Here is an 18,613-nt window from a genome sequence, read left to right as displayed (position 1 = left end):
GTCGCCCCGGCAACCGCTGACGACAGTGAGAACCTATCCGAAGCGAGCGTATTCCAAATTTGTTTAAAAACCGCCCCGGGCAAACTGGACGCGCGGGTTTCCTGATCAATACTTGAACTGTCGGCGCGACATCTCCCCCAAGTGACGCGCCGATAAAGGTACCAAAGGACCGCGTGCCTTTGTTTTACTCCTAATGGTCTTAACCCGGATTCACCCCCCAGAACCCGGGTTTTTTTTGTTCGAAATTCAAGCCTGTAGCGACCGGACATGCGCCTGCGGGAACAACCGCTTGAAGTTCTCGGTCGTCTGGTCCGCGAACCGCTCGTAGGATTCGCCACGCAGCATCGCCAGGAACTCCGCCACTTCCCGTACGTATTGCGGAAGATTCGGTTTGCCGCGATAGGGGATCGGGGCCAGGTACGGCGAATCGGTCTCCACCAGCAGGCGGTCGGCCGGCACTTTGCTGGCGACGTCGCGCAGGGCATCGGCGTTGCGGAACGTGACGATCCCGGACAGGGAAATGTAATAGCCCATGTCCAGCGCCGCCTTGGCCATGTCCCAGTCTTCGGTAAAACAGTGCAGCACGCCGGCCTGGGGCAGCGCGGCGTCGCGCAGCAAGGCCAGGGTGTCGGCTCGTGCACCCCGGGTGTGGATGATCACCGGCTTGCCGGTCTGCTTCGCGGCTTCCAGGTGCAGGCGGAATGAAGCCTGCTGCACCTCGGCGGCTTCCGGCTCGTAGTGATAATCCAGGCCGGTTTCACCGATGGCGACGACTCGCGGATGGTCGAGTTCGCGCAACAGCCAGTCCAGGGCCGGCGCGGCATCGGGCTGGACATCCAGCGGATGGACGCCGACCGAACAATCGACGTCTTCATATCGCTCGGCCAGGACCTTGACGTCGGCGGCGTTGTCGGCGCTGACACCGATGCACAGGAAGTGTCCGACGCCCCGCTGGCGGGCAACATCCAACGCTGCATCCAGGGAACCGCCATGGGCGGCCAGGTCGAGACGGTCGAGGTGACAATGGGAATCTACAAGCATAAAGGCTCGGGCTACATCGTATGGGTGGGACGGTCGGACTTCAGGGTTCCGGCCAGGTGGGTTTCAATCTGATTGCGGGCCGAGCTGTCGCCGTCATTGAACTGTACGCCGACGCCGGCCGCGCGGTTGCCCTGGGCGCCTTTGGGGGTCATCCAGATCACCTTGCCGGCGACCGGGATCTTCTCCGGCTCATCCATCAGGCTCAACAGCATGAACACCTCATCCCCCAGTCGATAATGCTTGTTGGTGGGGATGAACAGGCCGCCATTCCTGATGAAAGGCATGTAGGCGGCGTAAAGCACCGACTTGTCCTTGATGGCCAGGGACAGGATGCCGTTGCGCGGTCCGGGACTGACAGGTTCGTTCATGCTGATCTCCGCTGCGAATTGAACAGAGTCTAGGAGCCCTGGCGATATCTGTCAGTGGCGACCCGGCAAACTCGCCCATTGCACCAACAGCGCTTCGAGCAACAACACCCGGTTGAGGTTCGCCTTGCCCAGCACCTTCTGACGTTGGGCAAGCAACCAGTCCTGAATGTTCAAGATTTTGTCCTGGCTGCTTTTTTGCGCCAGGTACTGAATCACCTTGCGCATATCCGCCAGCCCCAGGCCCGCCTCATCTTCGGTGAGCTGGTAGCGCAGGATCAGGCTCGACCAGCCGCAGAACCAGTCGAACAGCAACAGCAGCGGGATGGCGTTCCAGCCCTCGGCCAATTGCGTCGGCGATTGCTGCTGTTTGAGCAGCTTCTTCACACCGTCCACCACCAGCGCCCGCTGCTCACGCACACCCTGGGCCTGGAGGTTGACGGCCGCCAGGGGCGAACCGGCGGCAAGGGTCAGCAATTCGACACGCTCGTCATCGGTGCTGTCGGGCAAGGCCTGGGCCAGCCATTGCAGACTCATCGCCTCGCTCGGCAAGGGGCAGGCCTGTTGCACGCAACGGCTCTTGATGGTCGGCAGCAAGCGGCTCGGCTGATGACTGACCAGCAAGAGTACCGTGTCGCCGGAAGGCTCCTCGAGGCTCTTGAGCAAGGCGTTGGCGGCGTTGATGTTCATCGACTCGACCGGCTCGATCAGCACCACCTTGCGTCCGCCCAGTTGCGAGGTCTGGACGACGAAGCTGACCAGCTCACGAACTTGGTCGACCTTGATCGCCTTGTCCGCTTCCTCCGGCTCCAGCACGTAATTATCCGGATGGCTGCCGGCCTTGAGCAGCAGGCAGGACTTGCACTCACCGCAGGCGTTCGAGGGGCCCGGACGCTGGCACAGCAAGCTGGCCATCAGGCGTTCGGCCAGCGCTCGCTTGCCGATCCCGACCGGGCCATGCAGCAGGTACGCGTGAGCATGCTGGGCACGGCCGGCCAGTTGTTGCCAGAGACCGTCCTGCCAGGGATAGGCTTCAGCCACGGACGCGCTCCAACAAACCTGGCAACAGGCCGTCCAGCGATTGCTGGACCTGCGTCAACGGCAGGGCGGCATCGATCAACAGGTAACGCGCCGGATCGGCCTTGGCACGGTTCAGGAAGGCGCTGCGCACCGCATTGAAGAATGCCTCGCCTTCAAGCTCGAAGCGATCCAGCCGACCACGGGCGCTGGCACGGGCCAGGCCGACTTCCACCGGCAGGTCGAACACCAGTGTCAGGTCCGGGCGCAGGTCACCCTGGACAAAGGTTTCCAGCGCCGCGATGCGTTCCAGGGACAAACCCCGGCCGCCGCCTTGGTAGGCGTAGGTAGAATCGGTAAAGCGATCGCAGAGCACCACTGCGCCACGGGCCAGGGCCGGACGAATCACCTCCGCCAGGTGTTGTGCCCGGGCGGCGAACACCAGCAACAGTTCGGTGTCGGGGTTCATCACTTCTTCAGCCGGCGCCAGCAGCACCTCACGGATCCGCTCCGCCAGCGGCGTACCGCCCGGCTCGCGGGTCAGCACCACTTCAATCCCCGCCGCCCGAAGGCGTTCGGCGAGGAATTCGCGGTTGGTGCTCTTGCCGGCGCCCTCCGGGCCCTCCAGCGTTATAAACAAGCCAGTCACGGGCAGTCCTTAATCAGAGTCATTGCGGGCTCGGGAGCTCGTCAGCATTCGGTTCGGGAGCGGGCTTCTCGGGTGGCACCTGGGGCAAGGCTTCGGGAGCCGTATCGGGCGAGGCAGCGGGAATCGGCGCCGAGTCGTCCAGCGTAGCCGGAGCCGGGCTGGAGCGATAGTCGGCGCGACGCTTGAGCTGGTATTCGCGCACCGCGTTGTTGTGCTCATCCAGATTGTCGGAAAACACGTGGCTGCCATCCCCGCGCGCCACGAAGTACAGGCTGTTGCCCGAGGCCGGATTCAACGCGGCGTGAATCGCCTCGCGCCCCACCATTGCAATCGGCGTCGGCGGTAGCCCAGGGACCATGTAGGTGTTGTAGGGATTCTCTTCTTTCAGATGGGCGCGGGTGAGTTTGCCGGTGTAGCGTTCGCCCAGGCCGTAGATCACTGTGGGGTCGGTCTGCAACAGCATGCCCATGCGCAGGCGCCGCACGAACACACCGGCGATCTGGCTACGCTCCTGCGGTACGCCGGTTTCCTTTTCCACCAGGGAGGCCATGATCAGCGCCTGGTAGGGCTGGGTGTAAGGCACATCGGCAGCACGCTCGGCCCATTCCTTGGCCAGCACGTCTTCAAGCCGGCCATAGGCCTTGTTCAGCAGATCGACGTCGGACGTCCCGCGCACGAAGCGATAGGTATCCGGGAAAAACCGTCCTTCGGGGAATACACCAGAATGGCCCAGCCGATCCATCACCTCGCTGTCGCTGAGGCCGGTGAGGGTCTGCTGGAGTTTTTCATCCTTGGCCAGCGCCGCACGGACCTGACGGAAATTCCAGCCTTCCACCAGCGTCACGCTGTACTGCACCACTTCGCCGCGTTTCCATACGCCGATCAGGTTTTCCATGGTCATGCCCGGCACCATCCGGTACTCACCGGAGTGCAGGGGCTGGCCGGCGAGATTGAAGCGCCAATACACCCTCAGCCAGAACGCATCCTTGATCAGGCCGTCGGCCTCGAGGCGATAGAGGGTCTTGGTCGGGGTGGTCCCGTTGGGAATCTCCAGCAGTTCTTCCTGGGTGATGTTCAACGGCTGTTGCAACGCCGAATGAATCTTCCAGGCCGAAGCGCCCCACAGCAGCCCTGCCAGAACCAGACCGGTTTCCAGCAACAGCAAGAATTTACGTCTCACGAATCAAACATCCAATAACGCGCGGGCAAGGGTCTGCAGTTTACGGGTGAGCGGCCCGGCCGACCAGCGCGTCGAACCGCATGCGCGTACCGGCCACACGCCATACACGCTGTTGCAGACAAAGACCTCATCGGCCTGCTGCAGCTGCTCGAGGCGGATATCGGTCACTTGCGTGGCGATACCCTCTGACTCGGCCTGAAACAATAATTCGGCACGCATCACCCCAGCCACGCCGCACCGACTCAGGTCAGCCGTTATCAACACGTCATCGCGCACGATAAACAGGTTGCTGAAGACCCCTTCGATCACCCGCCCGGACGTATCCAGCATCAGGCCTTCGGCGTGCTCCGAATCGCTCCACTCGGCGCGAGCCATGACCTGTTCAAGACGATTGAGGTGTTTGAGGCCAGCCAGCAATGGCTGCTCGGACAAGCGAGTGGCACAAGGAAACAGGGCAACGCCCTGCTCGGCATGGGCAGCAGGATAGGCAGCCGGCGGATTCCCTTGCAGGATGCGCCGCACCCGGGCCGAGGGATCGGCGGCGTAGCCGCGCAGGCTATCGCCACGGGTCACGATCAGCTTCAGCACGCCGTCACCCAGGCGTTGCGCGTAGGCGTTCAGTTCAGCCCGCAATGCGCCGTTGTCGAGATTGAGCGCCAGCCGCTGGCAGCCCAGCTCGAGCCGCCGCAGATGACGTTCCAGCAACACCGGTTCGCCATTGCGCACGGCGATGGTTTCGAACAACCCATCGCCATAGGCCAGGCCGCGATCCTTCAGCGACAGAACGTCAGCCGGCTGACCGTCGACCCAGCTGTCCATCAACCGGCAAACCGGCGGAACACCAGCGAGCCGTTGGTACCGCCAAAGCCGAAGGAGTTGGACAGCACCACATCGATGTCCATGCCTCGGGCGGTGTGCGGAACGAAGTCCAGGTCGCAACCTTCGTCCGGCTCGTCGAGGTTGATGGTCGGCGGCGCAACCTGGCTGTTGATCGCCAGCACGCTGAAGATCGCTTCCACCGCGCCCGCGGCGCCCAGCAAGTGACCGGTCATCGACTTGGTCGAGCTGACAGCCAGTTTGTAGGCATGTTCGCCGAACACGGTCTTGATCGCCTGGGCTTCGGCGAGGTCGCCGGCCGGGGTCGAGGTGCCATGGGCGTTGATGTATTGCACCTGCTCGCTGTTGACCTTCGCGTCACGCAGGGCATTGGCGATGCAGCGGGCAGCACCGGCGCCATCCGCTGGCGGCGAGGTCATGTGATACGCATCACCGCTGGTACCAAAGCCAACCAGTTCGGCATAGATGGTCGCGCCACGCGCCTTGGCGTGTTCCAGCTCTTCGAGTACCAGCGCACCGGCACCGTCGGACAGTACGAAGCCATCGCGGCCCTTGTCCCAAGGCCGGCTGGCACGGGTCGGCTCGTCGTTGCGGGTCGACAGTGCACGGGAGGCACCAAAGCCGCCCATACCGAGGCCACAAGCCGCCATCTCGGCGCCGCCGGCGATCATCACGTCGGCTTCGTCGTACATGATGTTGCGCGCCGCCATGCCGATGCAATGGGTACCCGTGGTACATGCCGTGGCAATGGCGTAGTTGGGTCCCTGTGCCCCGAGGTGGATGGACAGGAAACCGGAAATCATATTGATGATCGAGCCCGGCACGAAGAATGGAGAAATCCGTCGCGGTCCCGAATCGTGCAGCGTGCGGCTGGTTTCTTCGATATTGGTCAAGCCGCCAATACCCGATCCCATGGCCACGCCGATGCGTTCACGGTTGGCATCGGTGACTTCCAGGCCGGCGTTGCGCACCGCCTGAAAACCGGCTGCCAGGCCGTACTGGATGAACAGGTCGAGCTTGCGGGCTTCCTTGACCGACAGGTATTCCTCGACATTGAAGCCCTTTACCGAGCCGCCAAAACGGGTGGAATAGGCAGAAAGGTCGGTGTGTTCGATCAGACCAATGCCACTACGGCCAGCCAGAATGCCCTGCCAACTGCTCGGCACATCCGTGCCCAGTGGCGACAACATACCCATACCGGTGACTACGACGCGTCTACGCGACACAGCACTCTCCTTTTTCTAATGACGACTTTTCATCAGACCTAAAGAAAAAACCGCACGCCGTGATGGCAGTGCGGTTTTTCCATGACAGCAAGCAACGACTGGAAACAATCAGCCTTGGTGCTTGTTTACGTAGTCGATAGCCAGCTGAACAGTAGTGATTTTTTCAGCTTCTTCGTCAGGGATTTCGGTCTCGAATTCCTCTTCCAGAGCCATCACCAGCTCAACGGTGTCAAGGGAGTCGGCACCCAGGTCTTCAACGAAAGATGCTTCATTCTTGACTTCATCTTCCTTAACGCCCAGTTGCTCGGCAACGATTTTCTTGACGCGCTCTTCGATGGTGCTCATACCTTGTTTTCACTCCTAATGGACAATTCAGGCAACTGGCCGGTGGGTAAGTGTATAGAAAGGCTTTTCGATTTTTCAACCGAAAGCTTTCCCTTCGAACCCTGACGGCCAGCCGCCTATAAATAAGTTGCAGCTTTATAACGGATTTTAGACAGCTCGTATGACATTTTTTTGAAGCAATCCGTCACATTTAACTCATGTACATCCCGCCGTTCACCGGGATTGTAGCCCCAGTCACGTATGCCGCAGCGTCGGATGCAAGAAAAGCGACCACGGACGCGATCTCTTCAGCCTGCCCCAGGCGCCCCAGCGGAATTTGTGTCAACAAGGCTTCACGCTGTGCTTCCGGCAGTTCGCGGGTCATGTCGGTGTCGATGAAACCCGGTGCGACCGAGTTTACCGTAATCGAGCGCGAACCCACTTCACGCGCCAGTGCACGGCTGAAACCTTCCAGACCGGCCTTGGCCGCAGCATAGTTTACTTGGCCTGCGTTGCCCATGGCACCCACAACCGAACCGATGCTGATGATCCGGCCCCAACGGGCCTTGGTCATGCCGCGCAGGACGCCCTTGGACAGCCGGTACAGACTGTTCAGGTTGGTGTCGACTACGTCGAACCATTCGTCATCTTTCATGCGCATCATGAGGTTATCACGAGTGATACCGGCATTATTGACCAGGATAGCCGGGACACCGAACTGCTCCTGGATGCTGGCCAATACCGCCGCAACGGATTCGTCGCTGGTGACGTTCAGCTCAAGCCCCGTGCCTTGAATACCGTTTTCCTTCAGGGTCGCGGCGATACGCTCGGCACCCGAAGCGGAAGTCGCGGTGCCGACAACGATGGCGCCTTGACGGCCCAGCTCAAGGGCAATGGCCTGGCCGATGCCGCGGCTTGCACCGGTCACCAGTGCAACTTTACCTTGCAGACTCATGCAAGCTTCTCCTGTTCAGGCCTGCGCTGCACGGGCGGCAGCGAAAGCGTCTGGGGTGTTGAGGTTGGAAGTCGACACGCCTTCGGCGCAGCGTTTGTTCAGACCGGCCAGCACCTTGCCAGGGCCACACTCGACCAGTTCGGTCGCGCCCCTGGCCGCCAGGGTCTGCACCGATTCGACCCAGCGAACCGGCTTGTAGAGTTGTTCCAGCAGGTCGCGCTTGAGGGTCTCGAGGTCCGGCGCCACATCGGCGCTGACGTTCTGCACCACGGGAATCTGCGGTGCCTGCCAGTCAATGGCGGCAATGGACTCGGCGAAGCGCTCGGCGGCAGGACGCATCAATTCACAGTGCGACGGCACGCTGACCGGCAATGGCATGGCACGCTTGGCACCACGGGCCTTGCAACCTTCGATGGCACGCTCGACTGCCGCCTTGGCGCCGGCGATCACGACCTGGCCGGGGGAGTTGAAGTTCACCGCACTGACCACATCGCCCTGGGCCGCTTCGGCACAGGCTGCCAGCACGTCGGCATCGTCCAGGCCGAGGATCGCGGCCATGCCGCCCTGCCCGGCCGGAACGGCCTCCTGCATCAACTGGCCACGGCGCTCCACCAGTTTCACCGCGTCGCCCAGGCTCAGGCTGCCCGCAGCCACGAGGGCGCTGTATTCCCCCAGGCTATGACCGGCAACGAAGGCCGGACGCGCGCCGCCTTCTGCCAGCCACAGGCGCCAGAGGGCGACCGAGGCGGTCAGGATGGCCGGTTGGGTTTTATCGGTTTGATTGAGCTGCTCTTCAGGCCCTTGCTGGGTCAGTGCCCACAAGTCATAGCCGAGTGCATCGGACGCTTCTTTGAATGTTTCGAGGATCAGCGGGTATTGCGCGCCCAGTTCGGCCAGCATGCCGAGGGACTGCGAGCCCTGTCCTGGAAAGACGAATGCGAGGGAAGCAGACATGAAAACAAAGCCCCTAATGATCTTGTCGTCAAAAATTGACGCCCCTTGGGGCGCTAGGAAACTGACAGTTGGATGGCCGGTTGAACCGACCGGTCACATTTAAGCATTGTCGGACGAAAACGCCTAAGTTAACAAATCTTCGAGGCGACCATGGAGGCGCTCGGGCAGGTTTTCCTGGATTTCGATCACGGCCCGGTTGATAGCGCTTTGAAAGCCCTGCACACCCGCCGAACCATGACTCTTGATCACAATACCCTGCAACCCGAGAAAACTGGCCCCGTTATGCCGCGCCGGCGCCAGATCAGCCTGCAGGCGACGCATCAAGGGCAACGCCAGGGCACCCACCATCCGCGAGGCCAGGCTCTGCCGGAACAGGCTCTCGATCCGCTCGCCGATCATGGTTGCCAGGCCTTCGCTGGACTTGAGCAGGATGTTGCCGACGAAGCCGTCGCACACCACCACGTCCGCCTCGCCCCGGTACACACCGTCGCCCTCGACAAAACCGATGTAGTTGATTCCCCTGGCGCCCTGCAACAACGTGGCAGCCAACTTGACCTGCTGGTTGCCCTTGATGTCTTCGGTTCCGATATTCAGCAGCGCCACGCGGGGGCGCGCGATACCGAGGGTTTCAGCCGCCACCGAACCCATCACCGCAAATTGCAGCAGGTGCTCGGCGCTGCAATCGACATTGGCCCCCAGGTCCAGCAGCTGGCAAAAACCCGTTCGGGTCGGGATTGCCGCGACCATTGCCGGCCGGTCGATGCCCGGCAGGGTCTTGAGCACGTAGCGCGACAGTGCCATCAGCGCCCCGGTATTCCCGGCACTGACACAGGCCTGGACCTTGTCATCGCGCAACAGCTCAAGGGCCACCCGCATCGACGCGTCAGACTTGCTGCGCAAGGCCTGGGCCGGCTTTTCGTCCATGGTGATGACTTCGGACGCCGGGGTAATCGTCAGGCGCGCGCGATCCACAGCCGTCTGGCCGCTGAGCATTTCTTCAAGGAGGGAGGGTTGACCGACGAGGGTCAGGTGCAGCGAGGGTGTTGCATTCAGGCAAGCAAGGCTGGCCTGAACAATGCTGCGGGGACCGAAGTCCCCGCCCATTGCGTCAATTGCGATGACTTGAGCGGACAAGGATTACTCGTCAGCGCCCTTGTCGATCACTTTACGACCACGGTATACGCCTTCTGGCGATACGTGGTGACGCAGGTGAACTTCACCGGTGGTTTTTTCTACAGACAGGGTGCTAGCCTCGAGAGCGTCGTGCGAACGGCGCATGTCACGGGCAGAGCGGGATTTTTTGTTCTGCTGAACAGCCATAATTGATTAACTCCTAAACGTTTGGGTCACGCTTTAACTGCGCCAATACACTGAACGGGTTGGACCGCGTTACCTCGTCCTCGCTCGGTTCGGGCTCATCTGCTCCCGCCGGCTGCTGGCATTCTTCCGGATGATGAGCAGGCACAATGGGCAAGGCGAGCAGAAGCTCCTCCTCGATCAGTGACTGCAGATCCAATGGATCTTCGCCCAGTTCCAGCACGTCATAACCTTTCGGCAACGACTGGGTATTCGCACCCTCCTTCACCACGGCGTAACTGCATTCGCTGTGGATCGGCAGGGTGACCAGCTCAAGACAACGCTGGCAAACCATTTTGACTTCAGTGTCGATAAAGCTGTGGATCACCACAGATTTACGTTCATCTCGTTCAAAAACGAATTTGGCCTGGACCGTACCGACATCATCGGAAAGCGGGTCGCAGAGTCTCTTCAAATCGGCCAGCAGCAGCTCACCTTGAAGGGTGGTGCCACGATCAGCCAATTTGCGCGGGTCAACGTGAGGTGGAATCGGGTCATTCAACATAGGCGCAGCATTATAGGGATGCACCCGCCCATGTCAAAGGAAATTCAGCCCTGTCCGTCGCTTGCGCGCCTCGCTAGCGTCCTGTCTCGGAAATACGTTCTCTTTTGGCGAGTGGCTTGGGTGTTCGGCCAAGGCGCCGCGACGAGTCATAGCAGGGCTATGGCGAGGAGTGGCAACGCCGGCCGGGCGCCCAAGACGCCGCCAAAAATGAACAGCTTATTTCCGAGACAGGACGCTAGAATTTAGCTCCGACTTTTGGAGATGCCCATGCTGCCTTTATTACTTGCCTCCAGCTCGGTCTACCGCCGGGAATTGCTCACCCGCCTGGGGCTACCATTCGTCTGCAGCTCGCCGGATATCGACGAAAGCCACCGCCCCGGCGAGCCCGCCCAGGAGCTGGTAAAACGCCTGGCCCGGGAAAAAGCCCTGGCATTGGCCGGGAGCCACCCGTCACACCTGATCATCGGCTCGGACCAGGTCGCCGTGCTCGGCGAGCGCATCCTCGGCAAACCCCACACCTTCGAAAATGCCCGCGAACAACTGCTGGCCGCCAGCGGGGCCCAGGTCACGTTCCTCACTGGCCTGGCACTGCTCAACAGCCAGACCGGCGCCTGCCAGGTCGATTGCGTGCCTTTTACGGTCAACATGCGCACGCTCGACCCGGAACGGGTCGAGCGCTACCTGCGGATCGAACAGCCTTATGACTGCGCTGGCAGCTTCAAGGCCGAGGGTCTGGGGGTGAGCCTGTTCCAGAGCACCGAAGGTCCCGACGCCACCAGCCTGATCGGCCTGCCCTTGATCCGCCTTGTGGATATGTTGCTGGCGGAGCGCGTGCAAGTACCCTGAGCGGGTTAGCGCAATGCCGGGCCCTGGAACCCCATCCACATCGCCAGGCGCTCGGCGATGCTCGCCCCCAGCTTCTTCGAGAACCGGTCGAGCGGCGACTCTTCGACGGTGAAGTCCACCAGCTCCTTCTCGCCGATCACATCCCGCGCCACCGAACTGGCACTGCCCAAGCCATCGATCAAGCCCAGGGACAAGGCCTGCTCTCCGGACCAGACCAGACCGGAGAACAGCTCCGGATGATCCTTGTCCTTGAGCCGGTCACCCCGCCCTTTCTTGACGCTGGCGATGAACTGCTTGTGGGTCGTATCGAGCACACCTTGCCAGAAAGCGATTTCTTCCGGCTTCTGCGGCTGGAAAGGATCGAGGAACGACTTATGCTCACCGGCGGTGTAGACCCGACGCTCGATACCGAGCTTGTCCAGGGTCTCGACGAAGCCGTAACCGGCCGCCGTCACGCCAATGGACCCTACCAGGCTGGCCTTGTCGGCATAGACCTGATCCGCCGCACTGGCGATGTAATAAGCACCGGAGGCACCAAGGTCGGCGATCACCGCATAGACTTTGATATCCGGATGCGCCGCACGCAGGCGAACGATCTCGTCATAGACGTAGCCCGCCTGCACCGGGCTGCCGCCCGGACTGTTGATGCGCAGCACCACCCCTTTGACTTTCGAATCCTCGAACGCGGCCCGCAAGCTACCGATGATATTGTCCGCGCTCGCCGCCTCCTTGTCCGCAATCATGCCCTCGATATCGATCACCGCCGTGTACGCCGAACCAGTACCGGGATTCTTCTTCATATCGATCGCCTGGATGATGACCCCCAGCCCGACGAAAAGATAAATAAAGACCAGGCATTTGAAGAAGATTCCCCAGCGGCGCGCACGACGCTGTTCCTCCACCCCCGCCAGCAGGGTCTTTTCCAGCAACTTCCAGCTCTTGTCGTCACCGTTGTCAGCGCTTGCCTTGGCCGGTGCCTTCCATTCATCGGTCATACTTGCATCCTTCAACAAAATTAATCGGTGTGCCGGCTCAGCCAGGCGTGCAATTCAGGAAAATGGTCGATCGCCAGTCGCGGCTCGAATGCCTTCAGGGCCTCGATTGTCTGCGCGCCGTAGCTGACAGCCACCGAGCCCATGCCGGCATTGCGGGCCATTTGCAGATCGAACGACGAGTCCCCCACCATCAGCGCCTGCTCCGGGCGCACCTCGCAATGCGCCAGGATCTGCTCGAGCATCAGCGGGTGCGGCTTGCTGGCGGTCTCATCGGCGGCGCGGGTGATATCGAAATAATCATCCCAACCATGAGCCTTCAGCACCCGATCCAGTCCGCGACGGGCCTTCCCGGTAGCAACAGCCAGGTGATACCCCTCCGCCCGCAACGCCCCGAGCGTATCTGCCACGCCCTCGAACAACGGCGACGGCTCAGCCTCAAGGGCAATGTAGTGGTCGGCATAATGCTGGCGAAAAACCACCAGCGCCTCGTCATCGATCTCCGGATACAGGCTGCGAATCGCTTCCGGCAATCCGAGACCGATGATGCCTTTTACCGCGAAGTCATCGCGCCTGGCAAAACCCGTACGATCGGACGCGACATGCATCGACTCCACGATCCGACCGATGGAATTGGCCAGAGTGCCGTCCCAATCGAAGATCAGAAGTTTGTAGTCAGGGTGCACTCAATCGCTCCACAGTCTTGGCCCACATGGCGTCCACGGGTGCCTGCAACTTCAGTTCACCCCCATCGGGCAGTGGAACCGTGAGCATATAGGCATGCAGAAAGAGGCGTTTTCCGCCCAGATCCCGGATCTCCCGAGTGAAATCGTCGTCCCCGTATTTGGGGTCACCGGCGATGCAATGACCGGCATGTAATGTATGGACACGAATCTGGTGGGTACGACCGGTCACCGGCTTGGCCTCGACCATGGTGGCGAAGTCGCCGAAGCGCCGCAGCACCTTGAACACGGTGAGCGCGTCCTTGCCTTCGTCGTTGACTTCGACCATGCGCTCGCCGGAACGCAGGTTGCTCTTGAGCAACGGCGCACGGACCTGCTTGATGGACGTCGCCCAATGCCCCCGCACCAGCGCCATGTAGCGCTTGTCGATGCCGTCACCGCGCAATTGCTCGTGCAGATGGCGCAACATGCTGCGTTTCTTGGCGATCATCAGCAGGCCGGAGGTGTCGCGGTCCAGGCGGTGGACCAACTCCAGCTCCTTGGCGTCCGGGCGCAACTGACGAAAGGCTTCGATTACGCCGAAATCCAGGCCGCTGCCGCCATGAACCGCAATGCCTGCGGGCTTGTTGATCACAATCAGCGCTTTGTCTTCGTAGATGATCGAGTCTTCCAGGCGTTGCAGCAGTCCCTGGGCAACCGGCACCGGCTCATCGCGCTCGGGCACGCGAACCGGCGGCACGCGCACGATATCGCCCACCTGGAGCTTGTACTCCGGCTTGATCCGGCCTTTGTTCACCCGCACCTCGCCCTTGCGCAAAATGCGATAAATCAAGGTCTTGGGCACGCCCTTGAGCCGGGCGAGAAGGAAGTTATCGATTCTTTGGCCGGCATATTCCGGCGAGACCTCGAGCAGTTGAACGCTCGGGGTCGAAGGGGCAGTAGTCGTCATGCCGGCGATCATAACAATTTTTTATGGAATTGAAGCACTTAATCATTGCTGCTATAGTCGCGAACGCCGCCAAAAGTGGCTGGACAGCGGACCAGCGGTCAAAAACCGGCCCTGACCAACGCAATTCACGAGGACGAGAGGCCGTCCTACGGGGCTTTTGCCACGATTCGGTGAGTTAGCAGGTGTAACGAGCGCAGGTGACATGAGGCCTGAAATACGCCGCAAAGCAGAGTTTTCACTCGCCTTGCGTGCCACATTCACGGCCAGTTCACAAAGTGCAGTCAGTTGCGAACGACCCCGGGCGAAAGCTTCGGAAACAACGCCTAATTTAGCCATGATGCGTGACCTCCCCTTTCCGGAGCTCACGGTAAATGCCAACCCGCTGCGGATTCTGCGCGCGGCAGCACCCGAATTATCAGGGATACGTGTAGGGTGGAGATGTACAACCGTCGGACTGTGTAGCACTAGGCTTGTTTCAGACGCTTCATCTCGTCCACAGACGCCGGTTGATTCCTCCTCCTGACTGAGTGCTTGAGTACCAGCAAGCAGGACGCGTCCGTCGCGACTTCGCCATCATTGGGCCGAACTCGCTGGACACTGGAGTGGTCAGCCACTTCCATGACGCACCTGACACCGACCGTGAGAAGTCGTGTGTGCCGAACGCCGTTTCCGGCAGCCCGGAAACCGACGGTACTACATGAAAAGAATGCTGATTAACGCAACTCAACCCGAAGAGTTGCGTGTTGCACTGGTAGACGGCCAGCGCCTCTACGACCTGGATATCGAATCCGGTGCACGCGAGCAGAAGAAGGCCAACATCTATAAAGGCCGGATTACTCGCATCGAACCAAGCCTTGAGGCTGCCTTTGTCGATTTCGGCTCCGAGCGCCACGGCTTCCTGCCCCTCAAAGAAATCTCCCGCGAATACTTCAAGAAAGCCCCTGAAGGCCGCGTCAACATCAAGGACGTCCTGAGCGAAGGCCAGGAAGTCATCGTCCAGGTCGAAAAGGAAGAACGTGGCAACAAGGGCGCCGCCCTGACCACCTTCATCAGCCTGGCCGGCCGTTACCTGGTCCTGATGCCGAACAACCCGCGTGCCGGCGGCATCTCCCGCCGCATCGAAGGCGAAGAGCGCAACGAACTGCGTGAAGCCCTCAACGGCCTGGTTGCCCCGGCCGACATGGGCCTGATCGTGCGCACTGCCGGCCTTGGCCGCAGCAGCGAAGAAATGCAGTGGGACCTCGACTACCTGCTGCAACTGTGGACCGCCATCAAGGAAGCCTCGCTGGATCGCTCCGCGCCGTTCCTGATCTACCAGGAAAGCAACGTCATCATCCGCGCCATCCGCGATTACCTGCGCCAGGACATCGGCGAAGTGCTGATCGACAGCGTCGAAGCCCAGGACGAAGCCCTGACCTTCATCCGCCAGGTGATGCCGCAGTACGCCAGCAAGATCAAGCTCTACGAAGACAGCGTCCCGCTGTTCAACCGTTTCCAGATCGAAAGCCAGATCGAGACCGCCTTCCAGCGCGTCGTCGAACTGCCGTCCGGCGGCTCCATCGTCATCGATCCGACCGAAGCCCTGGTGTCCATCGACATCAACTCGGCGCGCGCCACCAAAGGCAGCGACATCGAAGAAACCGCCCTGCAGACCAACCTTGAAGCGGCCGAGGAAATCGCCCGTCAGTTGCGCCTGCGCGACATCGGTGGCCTGATCGTCATCGACTTCATCGACATGACGCCGGCCAAGAACCAGCGCGCCGTGGAAGAAAAGGTCCGTGAGTGCCTGGAAGCCGATCGTGCCCGCGTACAGGTCGGTCGCATCTCGCGCTTCGGCCTGCTGGAAATGTCCCGTCAGCGCCTGCGTCCATCCCTGGGCGAAAGCAGCGGCATCGTCTGCCCACGCTGCAACGGCACCGGCATCATCCGTGACGTCGAGTCGCTGTCCCTGGCGATCCTGCGCCTGATCGAAGAAGAAGCCCTGAAAGACCGCACCGCCGAGGTCCGCGCCCAGGTGCCGATCCCGGTGGCGGCGTTCCTGCTCAACGAAAAACGCAACTCGATCACCAAGATCGAACTGCGCACCCGCGCCCGCATCGTGATCCTGCCGAACGATCACCTCGAGACGCCGCACTTCGAAGTCCAGCGCCTGCGCGACGACAGCCCGGAAGCCCACAACAACCAGTCCAGCTACGAGATCGCCGCTGCCGCTGCCGAAGTGGAAGAAGTCCAGCCGGCTGCCGCCACCCGCACCCTGGTTCGCCAGGAAGCCGCCGTGAAGACCGCCCCGGCCCGCGCCAATGCTCCGGTTCCGACCGAAGTCGTCGCACCGGCACCCGCTCCGGTCGCCGCGCCTGAGCCAAGCCTGTTCAAGGGCCTGGTGAAGTCGCTGGTCAGCCTGTTCGCGACCAAGGAAGAGCCTGCCGCACCGGCCGTGGTCGCCAAGCCGGCCGCCACCGAGCGTCCTGCCCGCAACGAAGAACGCCGCAACGGTCGCCAGCAGACCCGCAACCGCAACGGTCGTCGTGACGAAGAGCGCAAGCCACGCGAAGAACGTGCACCGCGTGAAGAACGCGCACCACGTGAGCCTCGTGAAGAGCGCCAGCCTCGCGAAGCCCGCGAGGAAGTGTCGACCGTAGCCCGTGAAGAGCGTGCACCACGTCCGCCGCGTGAAGAGCGTCAACCGCGCGCCCCGCGTGAAGATCGCAAGCCTCGTGGCGAGCGTGAAGAGCGTGTTCGCGAACTGCGCGAGCCCCTGGATGCCGCGCCGGCCGCTGCCGCCACCGCTGAAGAGCGTCCGGCCCGCCAGCCTCGCGAAGAGCGCGCCCCGCGCCCTCCGCGTGAAGAACGTCAACCACGCGCCGAGCAGGCTGCCGCCGCTGCCAGCGAAGAAGAAGTGCTGAATGCCGAGGAGCAACTGCAGGAAGACGGCCAGGACAACGCCGAAGGCGATCGTCCACGCCGCCGCTCCCGTGGCCAGCGTCGTCGTAGCAACCGTCGTGAGCGCCAGCGTGATGCCAACGGTAATGTGATCGAAGGCTCGGAAGAGTCCGAATCCACCGAAGCGCCAAGCGCAGCAGACCTGGCCGCCGGCCTGGCCGTGACTGCGGCCGTTGCCAGCAGCACCATCAGCGCTCCAGCCGAAGCCCAGGCCAATGAACAGGCCGAACGCGCTACCGCTGCGGTGGAAGATGCGCCGGTTGAAAAGCCAGTGGTCGAAGCCATTACCCCAGTAGAAGTGACTGCTTCGCCAGAAGTGGAAGTTGCACCGGCACGCGAAGCCCAGCCTGAAGCCGAAGCTGCCGTCGAGCCTGCACCGGTCGTCGAACAGACGGTGGCCGCAGAACCTGCCGTTGAAACGGCTGCTGAAACGGGTACCGAGGAAAAAGCAGCGGCACCTGTGCGTGAAGAGCAGACAGCCTTCAACTGGAACCCGGAGCCTGCCGCACCGGCACCGGCACCGGTGGTCGAGCCGACGCCAGAGCCTGTCAAGGCAGCCGAGCCAGCGCCAGTGGTCGAGGCCCCTGTGGTTGCCGAAGCACCGGCCCCCGTCGAGGAGCCTGCACCCGCCAGCGCCTTGACCGCGAACGGCCGCGCTCCAAACGATCCGCGCGAAGTGCGTCGTCGCAAGCGTGAAGCCGAGCGTCTGCAGAAGGAAGCCGAAGAGGCTGCCGCCCAGGCATCCGCTGCCGCGCCGGCCCCGGCAGTGGAAGTGGTCGAGGCAGCCTCTGCCCCAGTGACTGAAGCCGCAGCCGAAGCTGCCCCGGTCGAATCGACGCCGGTGACCGACGAAGCCCAGCCTTCCGCTGAAGCTGAAGAAGTCACCCCGCATCGCGCCCCAATGGAAAAAGAGCACGAGCCTAAACCTCACGCCTGATTCCATCGCTCAATAAAAAGCCCCGCCTGGTGAATGCCAGGCGGGGCTTTTTATTTCAGATCGAATGTCAGATCGCCATCGCGAGCAGGCTCGCTCCCACAAGGGATCTGCGTCGATCACAATCTTCCATTCACCTTGGAACACTGTGGGAGCGAGCCTGCTCGCGATGGCGGTGGTCCAGTCGCTATCAATGTTGTTGCTGGAAACTCAAAGCCTCAGGCACATCCACATCCCAAACCACCCCGGGATCGTCCACGGCGATCTCGACCACTCGTGCTCCGGCAAAAAGCACCTTGGCGCCATGATCGCCGCTGAGCGCCATCAATCTCGGCCCGAACCCGCGACCAAACCCCACAGGATGCCCATACTCACCCGCAAGCACCGGCACGCAGATGCCATCCTCGCGAATACCCTCCGCCACCCGCTCAATGCTCGATGGCAGGATGAATGGCATGTCCGCCAGCACAATCAACCAACCATCGAGGTCCGGGCATGCCTGAACGCCCGCCGCGATGCTGTCGCCCAGACCGGGGGAGTCCAGCTCGACGACGTCGCATCCATAAGCCTGGGCCATGCGAATGGCTTGTGGACGCCCCTCGCGGGTCACCAGCACGCATTTTTCCAGGGAGGCCGGCAAATTGACCAGCACCTGCTCGATCACCGAACGGACCGCGCCGTCGCGCCCTGTGCAGTCAGCCAATAACTTGTCCTTGTCGGTACCGGCCACCTGACGAAAACGGTTGCCCTGTCCGGCCGCGACAATGATCACGCCAATCGATCCGCTCATACGTCCTCCTTGCCTCTAGTGGCCTGTGTGGCTAATTCGTTTACTCAAATTAACCGTACAGGCCACTAGC

At 61.7% G+C, this 18,613-nt stretch carries 19 protein-coding genes; 2 read left to right on the top strand and 17 right to left on the bottom strand.

Translation table 11 applies throughout. The features are described 5' to 3' along the window. Positions 1 to 246: 246 nt before the first annotated feature. From N005_RS02535 to N005_RS02480, 13 genes are all read right to left on the bottom strand, one after another. The gene (locus tag N005_RS02535; protein ID WP_047699110.1) at positions 247 to 1,041 is read right to left on the bottom strand and encodes a TatD family hydrolase; all 795 of its coding nucleotides are present in this window, start codon (positions 1,039 to 1,041) and stop codon (positions 247 to 249) included. A gap of 11 nt (positions 1,042 to 1,052) precedes the next feature. Next, the gene (locus N005_RS02530) at positions 1,053 to 1,409 is read right to left on the bottom strand and encodes a PilZ domain-containing protein (protein ID WP_024776899.1); all 357 of its coding nucleotides are present in this window, start codon (positions 1,407 to 1,409) and stop codon (positions 1,053 to 1,055) included. Between the two features lie 51 nt (positions 1,410 to 1,460). Then, complete coding sequence (locus N005_RS02525) at positions 1,461 to 2,447, bottom strand: DNA polymerase III subunit delta' (protein WP_047699108.1); 987 nt, start codon at positions 2,445 to 2,447, stop codon at positions 1,461 to 1,463. Next, a complete protein-coding gene (tmk, locus tag N005_RS02520; protein WP_047699106.1) occupies positions 2,440 to 3,072 on the bottom strand; it encodes a dTMP kinase in 633 nt (210 codons plus the stop codon). The genes N005_RS02525 and tmk overlap by 8 nt, the downstream gene beginning before the upstream one ends. Positions 3,073 to 3,091: 19 nt before the next feature. Then, entirely contained in the window at positions 3,092 to 4,252 is a 1,161-nt protein-coding gene (mltG, locus tag N005_RS02515) for an endolytic transglycosylase MltG (protein ID WP_047699104.1), read from the bottom strand. Between the two features lie 3 nt (positions 4,253 to 4,255). Beyond that, a complete protein-coding gene (pabC, locus tag N005_RS02510) occupies positions 4,256 to 5,071 on the bottom strand; it encodes an aminodeoxychorismate lyase (protein ID WP_047699101.1) in 816 nt (271 codons plus the stop codon). Further along, positions 5,071 to 6,315, bottom strand: coding sequence for a beta-ketoacyl-ACP synthase II (gene fabF, locus N005_RS02505; protein ID WP_047699099.1), 1,245 nt, complete (start codon positions 6,313 to 6,315; stop codon positions 5,071 to 5,073). The genes pabC and fabF overlap by 1 nt, the downstream gene beginning before the upstream one ends. Before the next feature lie 108 nt (positions 6,316 to 6,423). Continuing rightward, entirely contained in the window at positions 6,424 to 6,660 is a 237-nt protein-coding gene (acpP, locus tag N005_RS02500; protein ID WP_047699097.1) for an acyl carrier protein, read from the bottom strand. Between the two features lie 190 nt (positions 6,661 to 6,850). Continuing rightward, positions 6,851 to 7,594: a 3-oxoacyl-ACP reductase FabG gene (gene fabG / locus N005_RS02495; protein ID WP_047699095.1), complete on the bottom strand. Its 744-nt coding sequence runs from the start codon at positions 7,592 to 7,594 to the stop codon at positions 6,851 to 6,853. 15 nt (positions 7,595 to 7,609) lie between these two features. Continuing rightward, positions 7,610 to 8,548 (bottom strand): ACP S-malonyltransferase, encoded by a 939-nt coding sequence (fabD, locus tag N005_RS02490; RefSeq protein WP_047699093.1) that lies wholly within the window; start codon positions 8,546 to 8,548, stop codon positions 7,610 to 7,612. A 123-nt stretch (positions 8,549 to 8,671) separates the two neighbouring features. Further along, positions 8,672 to 9,682, bottom strand: coding sequence for a phosphate acyltransferase PlsX (gene plsX / locus N005_RS02485; RefSeq protein WP_081993209.1), 1,011 nt, complete (start codon positions 9,680 to 9,682; stop codon positions 8,672 to 8,674). 3 nt (positions 9,683 to 9,685) lie between these two features. Further along, entirely contained in the window at positions 9,686 to 9,868 is a 183-nt protein-coding gene (rpmF, locus tag N005_RS27950; protein WP_003179396.1) for a 50S ribosomal protein L32, read from the bottom strand. A 13-nt stretch (positions 9,869 to 9,881) separates the two neighbouring features. Next, positions 9,882 to 10,409 (bottom strand): YceD family protein, encoded by a 528-nt coding sequence (locus N005_RS02480; RefSeq protein WP_003204262.1) that lies wholly within the window; start codon positions 10,407 to 10,409, stop codon positions 9,882 to 9,884. A 267-nt stretch (positions 10,410 to 10,676) separates the two neighbouring features. Here N005_RS02480 and N005_RS02475 point away from each other — a divergent pair, with 267 nt between their 5' ends. After that, a complete protein-coding gene (locus N005_RS02475; RefSeq protein ID WP_047699088.1) occupies positions 10,677 to 11,255 on the top strand; it encodes a Maf family protein in 579 nt (192 codons plus the stop codon). A gap of 5 nt (positions 11,256 to 11,260) precedes the next feature. Here the strand turns inward: N005_RS02475 and N005_RS02470 are convergent, their stop codons facing one another. The 3 genes from N005_RS02470 to rluC are packed head-to-tail and all read right to left on the bottom strand — an operon-like array spanning position 11,261 to position 13,879. Continuing rightward, entirely contained in the window at positions 11,261 to 12,250 is a 990-nt protein-coding gene (locus tag N005_RS02470; RefSeq protein ID WP_047699086.1) for a S49 family peptidase, read from the bottom strand. A gap of 20 nt (positions 12,251 to 12,270) precedes the next feature. Next, positions 12,271 to 12,933: an HAD-IA family hydrolase gene (locus N005_RS02465; RefSeq protein WP_047699084.1), complete on the bottom strand. Its 663-nt coding sequence runs from the start codon at positions 12,931 to 12,933 to the stop codon at positions 12,271 to 12,273. Beyond that, entirely contained in the window at positions 12,923 to 13,879 is a 957-nt protein-coding gene (gene rluC, locus N005_RS02460) for a 23S rRNA pseudouridine(955/2504/2580) synthase RluC (RefSeq protein ID WP_047699276.1), read from the bottom strand. The genes N005_RS02465 and rluC overlap by 11 nt, the downstream gene beginning before the upstream one ends. Before the next feature lie 697 nt (positions 13,880 to 14,576). Here rluC and rne point away from each other — a divergent pair. Further along, entirely contained in the window at positions 14,577 to 17,756 is a 3,180-nt protein-coding gene (gene rne, locus N005_RS02455) for a ribonuclease E (protein ID WP_047699083.1), read from the top strand. 187 nt (positions 17,757 to 17,943) lie between these two features. Here rne and N005_RS02450 read toward each other — a convergent pair whose 3' ends face one another. Then, on the bottom strand, positions 17,944 to 18,543 hold the full coding sequence (locus tag N005_RS02450; RefSeq protein WP_047699081.1) for a nucleotidyltransferase family protein: 600 nt from the start codon (positions 18,541 to 18,543) through the stop codon (positions 17,944 to 17,946). Between the last annotated feature and the right edge of the window lie 70 nt (positions 18,544 to 18,613).

The sequence above is a fragment of the Pseudomonas mediterranea CFBP 5447 genome (assembly GCF_000774145.1).
Lineage (GTDB): Bacteria > Pseudomonadota > Gammaproteobacteria > Pseudomonadales > Pseudomonadaceae > Aquipseudomonas > Aquipseudomonas mediterranea.
This window is presented reverse-complemented; position numbering and strand designations above follow the sequence as displayed.

Bases quoted from the DNA above. Each gene is read 5' to 3' on its own strand.
- N005_RS02535 (WP_047699110.1), bottom strand. From the start codon at position 1,041: ATGCTTGTAGATTCCCATTGTCACCTCGACCGTCTCGACCTGGCCGCC.
- N005_RS02530 (WP_024776899.1), bottom strand. From the start codon at position 1,409: ATGAACGAACCTGTCAGTCCCGGACCGCGCAACGGCATCCTGTCCCTG.
- pabC (WP_047699101.1), bottom strand. From the start codon at position 5,071: ATGGACAGCTGGGTCGACGGTCAGCCGGCTGACGTTCTGTCGCTGAAG.
- acpP (WP_047699097.1), bottom strand. From the start codon at position 6,660: ATGAGCACCATCGAAGAGCGCGTCAAGAAAATCGTTGCCGAGCAACTG.
- fabG (WP_047699095.1), bottom strand. From the start codon at position 7,594: ATGAGTCTGCAAGGTAAAGTTGCACTGGTGACCGGTGCAAGCCGCGGC.
- fabD (WP_047699093.1), bottom strand. From the start codon at position 8,548: ATGTCTGCTTCCCTCGCATTCGTCTTTCCAGGACAGGGCTCGCAGTCC.
- rpmF (WP_003179396.1), bottom strand. From the start codon at position 9,868: ATGGCTGTTCAGCAGAACAAAAAATCCCGCTCTGCCCGTGACATGCGC.
- N005_RS02480 (WP_003204262.1), bottom strand. From the start codon at position 10,409: ATGTTGAATGACCCGATTCCACCTCACGTTGACCCGCGCAAATTGGCT.
- N005_RS02475 (WP_047699088.1), top strand. From the start codon at position 10,677: ATGCTGCCTTTATTACTTGCCTCCAGCTCGGTCTACCGCCGGGAATTG.
- N005_RS02470 (WP_047699086.1), bottom strand. From the start codon at position 12,250: ATGACCGATGAATGGAAGGCACCGGCCAAGGCAAGCGCTGACAACGGT.
- rluC (WP_047699276.1), bottom strand. From the start codon at position 13,879: ATGACGACTACTGCCCCTTCGACCCCGAGCGTTCAACTGCTCGAGGTC.
- rne (WP_047699083.1), top strand. From the start codon at position 14,577: ATGAAAAGAATGCTGATTAACGCAACTCAACCCGAAGAGTTGCGTGTT.
- N005_RS02450 (WP_047699081.1), bottom strand. From the start codon at position 18,543: ATGAGCGGATCGATTGGCGTGATCATTGTCGCGGCCGGACAGGGCAAC.